At 48.0% G+C, this 13,433-nt stretch carries 10 protein-coding genes; 1 reads left to right on the forward strand and 9 read right to left on the reverse strand.

Annotated elements, in window-relative coordinates; genetic code table 11:
- Window positions 1-20: 20 nt before the first annotated feature.
- A complete protein-coding gene (locus tag DW800_RS00740; RefSeq protein ID WP_055288448.1) occupies window positions 21-2,102 on the forward strand; it encodes an LruC domain-containing protein in 2,082 nt (693 codons plus the stop codon).
- Window positions 2,103-2,195: 93 nt separating this feature from the next.
- On the opposite strand, the gene DW800_RS00745 is transcribed toward DW800_RS00740, so the two are convergent.
- The 9 genes from DW800_RS00745 to rimP form a co-directional block, all read right to left on the reverse strand.
- Window positions 2,196-2,516 (reverse strand): heavy metal-binding domain-containing protein, encoded by a 321-nt coding sequence (locus tag DW800_RS00745; RefSeq protein ID WP_005824368.1) that lies wholly within the window; start codon window positions 2,514-2,516, stop codon window positions 2,196-2,198.
- A 70-nt stretch (window positions 2,517-2,586) separates the two neighbouring features.
- Window positions 2,587-3,807 carry a cysteine desulfurase gene (locus tag DW800_RS00750; RefSeq protein ID WP_050756854.1) on the reverse strand — a complete coding sequence of 407 codons (1,221 nt, stop codon included), beginning with the start codon at window positions 3,805-3,807 and terminating at the stop codon, window positions 2,587-2,589.
- A 67-nt stretch (window positions 3,808-3,874) separates the two neighbouring features.
- On the reverse strand, window positions 3,875-5,218 hold the full coding sequence (gene sufD / locus DW800_RS00755; protein WP_009037370.1) for a Fe-S cluster assembly protein SufD: 1,344 nt from the start codon (window positions 5,216-5,218) through the stop codon (window positions 3,875-3,877).
- A gap of 17 nt (window positions 5,219-5,235) precedes the next feature.
- Window positions 5,236-5,991: a Fe-S cluster assembly ATPase SufC gene (sufC, locus tag DW800_RS00760; protein WP_005824362.1), complete on the reverse strand. Its 756-nt coding sequence runs from the start codon at window positions 5,989-5,991 to the stop codon at window positions 5,236-5,238.
- Between the two features lie 118 nt (window positions 5,992-6,109).
- The gene (sufB, locus tag DW800_RS00765; protein WP_119957684.1) at window positions 6,110-7,564 is read right to left on the reverse strand and encodes a Fe-S cluster assembly protein SufB; all 1,455 of its coding nucleotides are present in this window, start codon (window positions 7,562-7,564) and stop codon (window positions 6,110-6,112) included.
- Between the two features lie 48 nt (window positions 7,565-7,612).
- Entirely contained in the window at window positions 7,613-8,125 is a 513-nt protein-coding gene (locus DW800_RS00770; RefSeq protein ID WP_119957733.1) for a CvpA family protein, read from the reverse strand.
- Window positions 8,126-8,278: 153 nt separating this feature from the next.
- On the reverse strand, window positions 8,279-11,326 hold the full coding sequence (gene infB / locus DW800_RS00775) for a translation initiation factor IF-2 (protein WP_005833691.1): 3,048 nt from the start codon (window positions 11,324-11,326) through the stop codon (window positions 8,279-8,281).
- Window positions 11,327-11,444: 118 nt separating this feature from the next.
- Window positions 11,445-12,710 carry a transcription termination factor NusA gene (gene nusA, locus DW800_RS00780; protein ID WP_005833693.1) on the reverse strand — a complete coding sequence of 422 codons (1,266 nt, stop codon included), beginning with the start codon at window positions 12,708-12,710 and terminating at the stop codon, window positions 11,445-11,447.
- Between the two features lie 4 nt (window positions 12,711-12,714).
- A complete protein-coding gene (rimP, locus tag DW800_RS00785; protein ID WP_005824352.1) occupies window positions 12,715-13,182 on the reverse strand; it encodes a ribosome assembly cofactor RimP in 468 nt (155 codons plus the stop codon).
- Between the last annotated feature and the right edge of the window lie 251 nt (window positions 13,183-13,433).

Here is a 13,433-nt window from a genome sequence, read left to right on the forward strand (position 1 = left end):
ATTTGAAACGAAATAAGCAAATGAAAAAGAAAAGAAATCCAAGCAAGCATGTATTTATACTGGCGAATAAAACAACAAGCAGTACCCTTTTTTACCTATTTTTTGTATTTAATGAGAAGAACAGAGCACATATAGATATATATTACAACTTTTATAGTACCTTTGCAACAAGTAAACAAGCTAAAAACAAAGGCATTATGAAACCAATCTATTCTAACCTGACATGCAAGATGCTGGCTTTGACATTATGCAGCATTATGCTGGCATTCCTATCCATAGGATGCGAACATGACGTCTACAATCCCGATAATGGAAAAGACGATGAGAAGACTCCCAACTCTTTTGATTTTTCTACGACATCTTCCATCCAAGTAAACGTAAAGTATGATGTCCCCGAAGGCTATAAAGTACTTTTTGAAATCTATCTTGAAGACCCGTTCACGATTGACAAAGATGGCCAGATTATAAAACGCACAGACCTGGAACCGGTCATCAGACGCATGACAGACGGTAACGGTGCATATAGCGGCAAGGAAATCATCAATTCGGACCATGGGGACGAAGCATATATCTATACTTCTTATATAGGGGTCCCCACCCTCTTCAAAACAGTTATTGCAGGAGATGCCATTACTGCCGACATCAAATGGGATTCCACCGATGATAATCCGCAAACACGGGCGGAGGGATGGCAGGCACCCAAAGGATACCATGTATTAGGAACATGGAGCTCCAAAGGATATCCTCATTATTTAGACACAGACAACAAAATCACAATTCCCGGTGATGTATTGACAATCATCAATACGACCTTGAAGGAAGGAGGCACATGCCCTAAGCAATACCGACAAGCCATAGATTTTGAAATCAATGATCCGGAAGGGCGCAATGCGGAAGTATCCATCCGGATAATTGGAGGAACCAGCGGTGCAGCGAGCGCCTTTGGCTATTATTGCTATAGGGCAGACGCATCTTTAAGTGAAATTAAAAAAGCCCCCAAATGCATTGTTTTTCCAAACACTCTGATGGATAATTATTATAATAAAAAGGCTTCCGGACTACAAGGCGGTGAAAGTGTAAAGCTTCATTACATAGACCCCGACGGAGTGGACCAAGGCACCGTATTTCCCAATGGAGTAAAAATCGGATGGTTCCTATTGAATGACAGCTTCTATGGCGGAAACAATAAGCCTTTCTACTCTACTACAAAGCTGAATGGGGACGGCCGTACACATACAGCCGCATTCCGCATCGATGATTTTGTCGTATTGTCCTTTGAAGATTGGACAGACCAAGACTATAATGATATACAATTCAACGTATGGTCCAACCCCATCGAAGCCATCATCAATCCGGATATTCCTGATATCAAACCTGACGGTGGCAACGAGGATAAGAAATACAGTCTGGAATACAAAGGAATCATCGCTTTCGAAGATAATTGGCCCAGAAAGGGTGACTATGACTTGAATGATGTTATTGTAAAATACCAGTCCGTATTGAACTTCAATGATGCCAATCAGGCCCTTTCTACAGAAGACACCTATGAGTTGCTTTGGTCCGGTGCCACTTTCAAAAATGGTTTCGCTTACCAACTGAATACAGAACGCAGCAATATGTCAACTGAAATATTGGAAGCCCCCACAACTTTCAACGGACAAGGACTGGATACAGACCTTTCCAAAGCTACCGTCAATGTATTTCTAAGTGCGCTCGATGTAACAGAGAGAAATACAAAAACCGCTACATATAAGATAAAGAACACCTTCAAGACTCCACTATCACACGAAACGCTTGGAATTCCCCCTTATAATCCATTCATCATGGTACATGACGAATTGAAAGAATCACGCATCGAAGTGCATTTGGTCAACTATCCTCCTACTGAAAAGGCAGACATGGCTCTATTCCATACCGAAGAGGATTTGTCCTCTGTACCGACAAGCTATTATGTAGCCAATGGCAACTATCCTTTTGCCATTCATCTAAGTGGAGCCACAAACTTCAATACTCCTGAAACCCACCCGATAGACAAGAGCTTTGAACATTTTATGGATTGGGTCAATTCCAATGGAACAGATTATAAGGATTGGTACAAATAACCGATAAAAGATACTCCTTATAAAGAAAATGGCAACCATTCACAGGGTTGCCATTTCTTATATCTTCCTATGTTGTAATATAGTAGAGCGAACTTATTCCACCGTTACAGCCGTACCGCATGCCGTAACCATCAACATGCTGCCACTGCCTCCTACCGTTTCATAGTCCAAGTCTACACCAATCACGGCATTGGCACCCATAGCACGGGCATGTTCTTGCATCTCGCGCAAGGCTATATCTTTAGCTTCGCGCAGCACTTCTTCATAAGAGCCACTTCGCCCACCCACCACGTCGCGGATGCTGGCAAAGAAATCGCGGAATACATTGGCACCGATAATCGTTTCACCGGAAACGATGCCATAATAGCGGGTGATACGTCCACCCTCAATAGTCGGGGTTGTTGTTACTAACATAATTCATTTTTTTAGTTGTTGACATATTAGACGCAAGGAATGAAAGAAAGGTTGCAAAGCTTTGCTTTGGTCAGAACATCCGGCTGACACGAACTATACCTGCCACCAGCACATCTATCTCCTCCCGGGTATTGTAAAGCCCGAAAGATGCACGCACTGTTCCTTCGATGCCAAGACGCTGCATCAATGGTTGGGCACAGTGATGTCCCGTGCGTACGGCAATGCCAAGACGGTCGAGCAATGTACCCATATCAAAATGATGGATATCACCTACCAGAAACGATATGACACTACCCTTGTCTTCTGCCTCGCCGAAGATACGCATACCGGGAATCTCTTTCAGCCGTTGCATGGCATACTGGGTCAATTCGTGTTCATAGGCGGCAATCTTGTCCATCCCAACCAGCGAAACGTAGTCCAAAGCTTTGGCAAGTCCGGTAGTACCGATATAATCCGGCGTACCGGCTTCAAACTTGAAGGGCAATTCATTGAAGGTAGTCTTTTCAAAAGATACATGCTGAATCATCTCTCCACCGCCCTGATAGGGAGGTATTCTATCCAGCCACTCCTCTTTACCATAAAGCACCCCTACCCCCGTAGGACCATACACCTTGTGCGCAGAGAAAACGAAGAAATCGGCATCCAGATCCTGCACATCTACCGGCATGTGGGGAATGGACTGGGCACCGTCCACAAGCACCGGAACACCCTGCTCATGGGCAAAAGCAATCATCTCCTTGACGGGATTGACCGTACCCAGCACATTGGAAACATGCGCCACACTGACAATCCTGGTACGTTCGGAGAACAACTGCCTATATTCGTCCAATAAGAGTTCGCCCTTGTCATTCATCGGAATCACCTTGATGGTAATTCCACGCTTGGCGGCAAGCAGCTGCCAGGGAACAATGTTGCTATGGTGTTCCATCACAGAAAGAATCACCTCATCCCCCTCCTGCATAAATTCCTCACCAAAGCTGGAGACAAGCAGGTTGATACTCTCCGTCGTACCACGGGTGAAGACAATCTCATTCGTGCTGCGAGCATTGATGAAACGTCTCACCGTCTCACGCGAGGCCTCGTGCAGCTCTGTAGCCTGCTGCGACAGGAAGTGCACTCCGCGATGCACATTGGCATTCACCGAATAATATTCGTCCGTAATGGCATTTACTACCTGGCGAGGTTTCTGCGTAGTCGCGCCGTTGTCCAGATAGACCAACGGCTTGCCATATACCTCACGGGAAAGGATAGGGAAATCAGCTCGAAGCCTCTCCCCCAGCCCCTCTCCCATAGGGAGGGGAGCCAAGATACTACTCTTATTTATATCGTTGTTCATAATGAATCGAAATTATAAGCTATCACTTGCAGATGGCGCACCCCTGGCATTTGTTCAGTTCCCCCCGGAAACGCTTCTCTACCAGCAGATGCAGACGGTCTTTCAAAGCATCCAAACGGATGGTGTCGATAACTTCGTTGACAAAAGCGAACATCAGCAACAGGCGCGCCTCGCGCACCGGGATACCACGCTGCCGCATATAGAAGAGAGCGCTTTCATCGAGCTGCCCCACCGTAGCGCCGTGACTGCACTTCACGTCATCTGCATAAATCTCCAGCTGAGGCTGGGTGTACATATGTGCATCTCGGGTGGCACAAAGATTGCGGTTGGTCTGTTGCGAACTGGTGTGCTGTGCGTCAGGGCGCACTAAAACCAGACCGGCAAAGGCACCTACAGCCTGCTCGTCAAGGACATACTTATAAAGCTCATTGCTGGTACAGTTGGGCACGGCATGGTCGATTGTCGTATGATTGTCCACATGCTGATTCTTGTCTGCAATGGCCATACCGCACAGATTCAGCTCCGCATGTTCACCGACAAGCGTCACACGGGTTGTATTCCGTGTAGTTCCGTTGTGCAAGGTCATACCATTCAGCAATACATTACTATTGGCTTCCTGCTTTACATACATATTGCTGATACGTACCGTACTGGTGTGTGTCTCTTCGAGTTCATAAAAATCGAAAATGGCATTCTCACCGGCAAAGATTTCTATCACCTGCGTTGCCAGGAAGTTCACGCCGTCCATCGCATGATCACACACCAACAAGCGGGCTTGTGCACCCTCCTCCAGAATAATCAGCACACGGCGGTTCACCATAAAATTGACGTCACCACGCAGGATATTCACCAGCTGAATAGGTTTCTCTACCACCACGTTCTTAGGAACATAAAACAGAACGCCGTCTTGTGCAAAAGCGGTGTTGAACGCCGTCACCCCATCCTCTGCCGTATCAGCCAACTTGCCATAATATTTCTTCACCAAATCGGGATGTTTCCCGGCCACCTCCTTCAGGCTGCCGAAGATAACCCCTTCAGGCAGATGGGACTTGGGCAAAGCCCTGCCATAAAAAGCATCGTTCACCACAAAATAAAGAGCAGTGCTCATATTGGGAACATCGCACTTGAACACTTCATAAGGGTTCACCGGAATTTCCAACCGGTTCAAGTTCAAGCCATAATCCGGCTCAAAGAACTTGCTGATATCCGTATATTTGTATTTCTCCTCCTTACGGGTGGGAAAGCCCAAGCGCTCAAAGTCAGCAAAAGCAACGGCACGCGGCGCATTCAGCACCTCGGCACTATGCCGGCATATCATCGCCTCCGTTTGGGAGAAAAGGTCTATGTATTGTTGCTCTACACTCATGTTTTCAGATTATGAGTTTATAATTCACCTGCTTCTTTCCTTATCCAATCGAAGCCACGTGTTTCAATCTCCTTCGCCAATTCCGGTCCACCGGTCTTTACGATACGTCCACCCAGCAGTACATGTACCGTATCGGGTTTGATATAGTCCAACAACCGCTGGTAGTGGGTAATGACCATAGCACTGGTTTCCGCAGTCTTGAGTTTGTTGAAACCGTCGGCCACAATACGCAAAGCATCCACATCCAATCCGGAATCCGTCTCGTCCAGAATGGCGAAAGTCGGTTCCAACATCGCCATCTGGAATATCTCGTTACGCTTCTTCTCACCGCCACTGAAACCTTCATTCACGCTGCGGTTGGCAAGCTTGTTATCCAGTTCCACAATGGCGCGCTTCTCGCGCATCAGCTTCAGGAACTCGCTGGCGGACAAGGCAGGCAGATGGCGGTACTTGCGTTGCTCATTCACGGCAGCACGCATGAAGTTCACCATCGACACGCCCGGAATCTCTACCGGAGCCTGGAAAGAAAGAAAGATTCCTTCATGTGCACGGTCCTCAGGACTCATGGCAAGCAAGTCCTTGCCATTAAAGGTGATGGAGCCGCGCGTCACTTCATAAGCCGGATGTCCCACCAACACGTTACTCAACGTACTTTTACCGGCACCGTTCTGTCCCATCAGCGCATGTACTTCACCGTCACGGATAGTCAAGTTAATGCCTTTCAATATCTCTTTGCCATTGATGCTGGCATGCAGGTCTTTTATCTCTAACATCTTTATATTTACGATTTTATTATTTACGATTTACGATTGATATTACTCCTTAGATATTAAACGATTCACATCTACAATCAAACTTCAATCGTAAATCGTAAATCGTCTAATCGTCCAATCACCCCACACTTCCTTCCAGCGAAATGGCAAGCAATTTCTGCGCTTCTACGGCAAACTCCATCGGAAGTTTATTCAAAACTTCTTTGGCATAACCGTTCACAATCAGCCCCACGGCATCTTCCGTAGAAATACCGCGCTGATTGCAGTAGAATATCTGGTCCTCACTGATTTTGCTGGTAGTGGCCTCATGCTCCACGATGGCCGTTTCATTGTGAATATCCATGTAGGGGAAAGTATGCGCGCCGCATTTGTCACCAAGTAGCAAGGAGTCGCACTGGCTGTAATTACGAGCATTGTCCGCTTTCTGTGCCACGCGCACCAAGCCGCGGTAAGAGTTTTCGCTCTTTCCGGCAGAAATGCCTTTGCTCACAATGGTGCTCCGGGTATTCTTGCCCAGATGAATCATCTTTGTTCCCGTGTCTGCCTGCTGATGGTTATTGGTTACTGCCACACTATAGAACTCCGCTGTCGAATTGTCGCCGGAAAGGATGCAAGACGGATACTTCCAGGTAATGGCCGAACCTGTTTCCACTTGTGTCCAAGACAGTTTACTGTCCACCCCTTTACAATGGCCACGCTTCGTCACAAAGTTATAGACACCACCCCGGCCCTCGGCATCACCGGGATACCAGTTCTGCACGGTGCTGTATTTCACTTCTGCACGGTCGTGCACCACAATTTCCACAATGGCCGCGTGCAACTGGCTCTCGTCACGCATCGGAGCCGTACACCCTTCCAGATAAGAAACGTACGAATCATCATCCGCCACAATCAAGGTTCTTTCGAACTGCCCCGTATTGCGGGCATTGATGCGGAAATAGGTGGACAACTCCATCGGACAGCGTACCCCCTTCGGGATATAGACAAAAGAACCGTCGGAGAACACCGCCGAGTTCAGTGCCGCAAAGAAGTTGTCACGATAAGGCACCACCGAACCGAGATATTTCTGTACCAAGTCGGGATGCTCGCGTACAGCCTCGCTGAATGAGCAGAAGATGATTCCTTTCTCCATCAGCGTCTCCTTGAAGGTAGTCTTTACAGACACCGAGTCCATAACGGCATCCACAGCCATACCGCTTAACGCCATCTGCTCTTCCAGCGGAATGCCCAGCTTATTGAAAGTCTTTATCAACTCAGGGTCCACCTCATCCATACTTTTCGGTCCTTCCTTCTTCTTCGTAGGGTCGGCATAGTAGGATATGGCCTGATAATCTATTTCGGGAATGCGGAGATGTGCCCATGTAGGCATCTCCAATGTCAGCCAGTGGCGATATGCCTTCAGGCGGAACTCCAGCAACCATTCCGGTTCTCCCTTCTTCTCAGAGATAAGCCGCACTACATCTTCATTCAGCCCGCGCTCAATGATGTCTGTATGCACGTCGGTCGTGAAACCGTACTTATACTTCTCCTGAGTGAGTTCCTTTACATATTTATTGGGTTCTTCTTGTTGCATCACTTCTATAATTACAAATTATGAATTACAAAATCACGGTTCACGGTATCAGTCAAAGTCTCCGTTTACAATCTGCTCCGTAACCGCCTTTGCCGCGGGAAAGAATATCCCGGCAAACTCTTCCATAGGATAATATAACACTGATTCTTTCTTTTTTGTTTTGCTAATCAGCGTATTGTCTCCGTCTATAAATTCGATGACACCAATCAGCAGGCTCGTCAGCAGGAGGTACTTCAAAGCCCCTAGACCAGCCCCCAACCAATGATTGAGCCAGCCCAGCGAGACGGCCTCCATTGCCCGGGTCAGCAGAGAAGCCACCAGGGAGAAGAGCAAAGGAACAGCCAGCCAGATGAGGACAAATGCCAGTACTTGCGCCACTGTCATAGAGTCTGTCAACGTGGGGCACAGCCTCACTGCCAACGAGGCATACAAAGCCTTTGCCGCCAGCAGACCGACAATCAGCCCCAGCAGAGAGGCCAATTGCTTCACAAAACCTTTCATGAAGCCGATGATTGCGCCCAAGCCGAAAGCAGCCAATATGATGATATCTATAATTGCCATAAAATCAATGTACCAATGTGACAATATGCTAATGTGCCAATATGCTAATGGGTCAATGAGCAAATAACTAATATGCAAAATGTGCCAATTGCCCTGCGGCATTTTCTGTACGCGCAGCCAATTGGCACATTAGCATATTTGCACATTATTCAATTATAATGTTTGCTTCACTTCTATTTCTTCGTAAGATTCGATAATATCGCCCACCTTGATGTCGTTGCAGTTTGTCAGGCTGATACCGCACTCGAAGTTGGTACCTACCTCCTTCACGTCGTCCTTGAAGCGCTTCAGGGCATTGATGGCACCCGTAAAGATTACGATACCGTCGCGTATCAAACGGGCCTTGTCGCTGCGTTTCACCTTTCCGGTCTTGACCATGGCACCTGCCACCAGTCCCACCTTCGTGATGTTGAACACTTCGCGCACCTCGATGGTTGCCGTTATCTGCTCCTTCAATGTCGGTGCCAGCATACCTTCCATGGCAGCCTTCACCTCTTCGATGGCATCGTAGATGACGGAGTACTTGCGGATATCCACACCCTCCTGCTCTGCCATCTTGGCGGCAGCACCCGAAGGACGTACCTGGAAACCGACGATAATCGCATCCGAAGCGGCAGCCAGCGAGACATCCGATTCGGAAATCTGACCGACACCCTTGTGGATTACGTTTACCTGCACCTGCTCCGTAGACAGCTTGATTAAAGAGTCGCTCAACGCTTCCACAGAACCGTCCACGTCACCCTTCACAATCACGTTCAGCTCATGGAAGTCACCCAGCGCCAGACGGCGGCCCACTTCGTCGAGCGTCAGCATCTTCTGCGTACGCAAACCTTGTTCACGCTGCAACTGTTCGCGTTTGTTGGCAATCTCGCGTGCTTCCTGCTCCGTTTCGATTACGTGGAACGTGTCGCCAGCAGCAGGTGCACCGTTCAAGCCCAATATCAGGGCAGGTGTAGAAGGACCAGCCTCCTGCATGCGTTGGTTACGCTCATTGAACATAGCCTTCACCTTACCGTAGCTGGTACCCGCCAGCACGATGTCGCCCATTTTCAAGGTACCGTTGGAAACGAGTACCGTAGCCACATAGCCACGACCCTTATCCAATGAGGACTCGATAATGGAACCGGTAGCACGGCGGTTCGGGTTTGCTTTCAGCTCCAGCATTTCTGCTTCGAGCAGCACTTTCTCCATCAACTCGGGTACACCGATACCCTTTTTGGCAGAGATATCTTGCGACTGATACTTACCGCCCCACTCTTCCACCAAGAAGTTCATGGCAGCCAGCTCTTCCTTAATCTTGTCGGGGTTGGCAGTCGGTTTATCAATCTTATTGATTGCAAATACAATAGGAACACCCGCAGCCATGGCATGGTTGATGGCTTCCTTTGTCTGCGGCATCACGTTGTCGTCAGCAGCCACAATGATGATGGCAATATCCGTAGCTTTGGCACCACGGGCACGCATGGCGGTAAACGCCTCGTGGCCCGGAGTATCGAGGAATGTAATCTTACGTCCGTCGTCCAGCGACACGTGGTAGGCACCGATGTGCTGTGTGATACCACCCGCTTCACCGGCAATCACATTCGCCTTACGGATATAGTCGAGCAATGAAGTCTTACCGTGGTCTACGTGACCCATCACCGTTACAATCGGAGCGCGAGGTTCCAAATCTTCCTCATCATCCTCTTCCTCTACGATGGCCTGCGCCACTTCTGCGCTTACATATTCTGTCTTGAAGCCGAATTCCTCAGCCACCAAGTTGATGGTCTCGGCATCCAGACGCTGGTTGATGGATACCATCATACCAATGCTCATACAAGTGGCGATGACCTGAGTAACAGAAACATCCATCATGCTTGCCAACTCGTTGGCCGTCACGAATTCCGTAATCTTCAGTACCTTGCTTTCTGCCATTTCCATGTCTTCCAATTCCTGCATACGGCTGGAAGCCATGTCACGTTTTTCCTTACGATACTTGGCACCTTTGTTCTTTCCTTTGGAAGTGAGGCGTGCCAAAGTTTCCTTTACCTGCTTTGCTACATCTTCCTCGCTAACCTCCTGCTTGATGACCGGCTTCTTGAAGCGGTCCTTATTGCGGTTGCGGTTATTATTGGCATTGTTTCCACCAGGCTGGTTTCCACCTTGCGGGCGGGCACCCTGACCTTGCTGGGCACCTGCGTGTCCACGGTCGTTGCCACCACGCTGGAAGTTGGAAGCATTGTTGATGTCCACTTTCTCCTTATTGATACGGACACGTTTCTTCTTGCCGTTGGCATCGCCGGCAGCGGTATCCTTCAACTTGCTGTCATCACGGCGGATTTCCTTGATGATAGCTTCCTTCATCTGCTTCTTCTGATCCTGGCGAATCTTTTCCTTCTCTTCACGCTCCTTGCGTTTCTCCTCTTTCGATTTCTTCTTTGGGCGTGTGGATTGGTTCAGGGCCGCCAAGTCTATCTGTCCGATAACATTAATCTTCGAAACAAACTCAGGCTGATGTATCTTGAAGATTTCTTCTCCTTCTTCTTTCCCCTCTTTTTCAACCGGTGCTTCTTCAGCTGCCGGTGCGGGAGCAGGCGCTTCTATCATTTCTTCCTTTTTAGATTCTTGTTGAGCCTCTACAACCGGAGCAGGCTCTTCCTTGACAACGGGTTGTGGCTGCGGTTCCGAAACGGGCTGCGGCTCGGGCTCAGATGCCGGCTGTACCTCCGGTTGCGGCTGTGGTTCCGGTTGGGGAGCAGGAGCAGGTTCCGGTTTCGGCGTTTCTACAACTGCCGGTTCCTCCACCTTCTTCTCCTCTACCGCTTTTTCCGCTTCTTTCTCTTTTTCCTGAGCAGGAGCAGGTCTACGGTTCAGTTTGTCCAAATCAATCTTGCCTACCGGCTTGAACTTCGGACGTGCGTCTTCCGGAACAACCGTCTTAATCTCTTCGGGCTTCGCTTTCTCCTGCGTTTCCCTATAGCCGTCAATAGACACGGACGCCTTGTTGCGGTCCTTGCTCTGACGTTCCTGGCTGAAACGCTCCGACTTTATCTTAAGGTCCTTATCTGTACTAAACTCCTTTTTGAGCAGTTCGAACTGTTCATCCGTAATTTTTGTGTTCGGATTTGCCTCAACGGTAAATCCCTTCTTTTGCAGGAACTCGACAGCCGTCGTAATCCCTACATTTAAATCTCTTGTTACTTTGTTTAACCTTATCGTCATCAATTTTTTCTATTTACGATTTAACCATTTACGATTTACGATTGATAATACTCGGAGCGGAACGACTTACATTTACAATCAAACTCTAATCGTAAATCGTAAATCGTAAAATCGTAAATCATTCATTCTCCTCTTCAAACTCCTGTTTCAAAATGCGCAATACCTCGTCCACCGTCTCTTCTTCGAGGTCCGTCTTCTCAATCAACATCTCACGGGGAGCGTTCAACACAGCCTTAGCCGTATCGATACCGATAGCCTTGATGGCATCGATAACCCAACCGTCTATTTCATCACGGAATTCGTCCAAGTAGATGTCTTCATCCTCTATGGCCTCATCCAACTCGCGGAACACGTCGATGGTGTACTCAGTCAACATACTGGCAAGCTTGATATTCAAACCTCCTTTACCGATAGCCAGCGACACCTCTTCGGGTTTCAAGAACACTTCAGCCTTGCGTTCTTCCTCGTTCAAGCGGATGGAAGAAATTTTGGCAGGGCTCAAGGCACGCTGTATAAACAACTGGATATTGGACGTATAGTTGATAACGTCGATATTCTCGTTGCGAAGCTCGCGGACAATACCATGAATACGGCTACCCTTCACACCCACGCAGGCACCTACCGGGTCGATACGGTCATCGTAGCTCTCAACGGCAATCTTGGCACGCTCGCCGGGGATGCGGGCAATCTTCTTGATGGTAATCAGTCCGTCATTGATTTCGGGTACTTCCATTTCGAACAGACGTTGCAGGAAGACGGGCGACGTACGGCTCAGGATAATCTTCGGATTATTGTTCTTGTTGTCCACACGTGCCACTACGGCGCGGGCGGTCTCGCCCTTGCGGTAGAAGTCACTCGGTATCTGTTCGGTCTTGGGCAGCAACAGTTCGTTGCCTTCATCATCGAGCAGCAACATCTCCTTCTTCCAAATCTGGTAGACTTCCGCATTGATGATGGTACCCACTTTATCAATGTATTTGTTGTAAATACTATCTTTCTCCAGTTCCAATATCTTGGAGGCCAGTGTCTGGCGCAAGTTCAAGATGGCACGGCGACCGAAGTTCGCGAAGATAACTTCATCCGTCACTTCCTCGCCCACTTCATAAGAAGCATCAATCTTTTGTGCTTCGGACAATGCAATCTGCAGGTTCGGGTTTTCCAAATCCTCGTCTGCCACTACCTCACGGTTACGCCATATTTCGAAGTCACCCTTGTCCGGGTTTACAATTACGTCGTAATTCTCATCGGTACCGAACATTTTCGCAATCACACTACGGAACGACTCCTCGAGTACGCTTACCATCGTGGTTCTGTCGATATTCTTCAGTTCCTTAAATTCCGAAAATGTATCTATCAAGCTGACAGTTTCTACTTTTTTGGCCATAGTCTTATTTAAAACTGATTAAGTATTTAGTGTATTTTATCTCTTCATACGTAAAGGTCAAGTCCTCGTCCACCAGCTTGGGACGCTTGGCACCTTCCTCTTTCACTTTCTTCTGAATGGTCACGACGAAATGCTGTTCGTCGGCTTCCTTCAACACGCCGCTGAGCTTGCGGCCGTCCTTTGCCAGCACTTCCACTTCCTTGCCGATGTGGTTAATGTACTGCTGCAGTACCTTGAAGGGCTGTCCGATGCCGGCCGAACCGACTTCCAACTCATAATCCTCATCCTCACGGTTCAACTTGGACTCGATGTAGCGGCTCAGCTCTACGCAGTCCTCAATCCAAACACCTTCTTTGTGGTCTATTTCCACCAAAATCTTGTCATCCGGGCTGATTGTCACCTCCACGAGGAAGTAGTCCTTTCCTGCCAGCCACTCGTCAACAATCTGACAAACAGTTTTCTTTTCTATCATAGATTAACCATTAGGAACAAAAAAGAGGAGCTTAATCGCCCCTCCACCTTTCATCCATTTTCGGTTGCAAAGATATAAATAATCTGTTCGACTACAAAATATTAGAGAAAAAAAGATTGATTTAACGGTTCAAACGGGAATTATATTACAGACAAGCCCTTTCAACACTTCAAGATAAGGGGTAAAACATATAATCTTATGAGACAGAAGCTTATACTTTATGAAATGAATTATCACGTTCCATACTACAT

This window comes from Bacteroides sp. AM32-11AC (assembly GCF_003603515.1).
GTDB classification, from domain to species: domain Bacteria; phylum Bacteroidota; class Bacteroidia; order Bacteroidales; family Bacteroidaceae; genus Bacteroides; species Bacteroides uniformis.

What these genes read in the sequence shown, in the direction of transcription:
- DW800_RS00740 (WP_055288448.1), top strand. Translation starts at nt 21, where the DNA reads ATGAAAAAGAAAAGAAATCCAAGCAAGCATGTATTTATACTGGCGAAT.
- DW800_RS00745 (WP_005824368.1), bottom strand. Translation starts at nt 2,516, where the DNA reads ATGTTAGTAACAACAACCCCGACTATTGAGGGTGGACGTATCACCCGC.
- DW800_RS00750 (WP_050756854.1), bottom strand. Translation starts at nt 3,807, where the DNA reads ATGGGAGAGGGGCTGGGGGAGAGGCTTCGAGCTGATTTCCCTATCCTT.
- sufD (WP_009037370.1), bottom strand. Translation starts at nt 5,218, where the DNA reads ATGAGTGTAGAGCAACAATACATAGACCTTTTCTCCCAAACGGAGGCG.
- sufC (WP_005824362.1), bottom strand. Translation starts at nt 5,991, where the DNA reads ATGTTAGAGATAAAAGACCTGCATGCCAGCATCAATGGCAAAGAGATA.
- sufB (WP_119957684.1), bottom strand. Translation starts at nt 7,564, where the DNA reads ATGCAACAAGAAGAACCCAATAAATATGTAAAGGAACTCACTCAGGAG.
- DW800_RS00770 (WP_119957733.1), bottom strand. Translation starts at nt 8,125, where the DNA reads ATGGCAATTATAGATATCATCATATTGGCTGCTTTCGGCTTGGGCGCA.
- infB (WP_005833691.1), bottom strand. Translation starts at nt 11,326, where the DNA reads ATGACGATAAGGTTAAACAAAGTAACAAGAGATTTAAATGTAGGGATT.
- nusA (WP_005833693.1), bottom strand. Translation starts at nt 12,710, where the DNA reads ATGGCCAAAAAAGTAGAAACTGTCAGCTTGATAGATACATTTTCGGAA.
- rimP (WP_005824352.1), bottom strand. Translation starts at nt 13,182, where the DNA reads ATGATAGAAAAGAAAACTGTTTGTCAGATTGTTGACGAGTGGCTGGCA.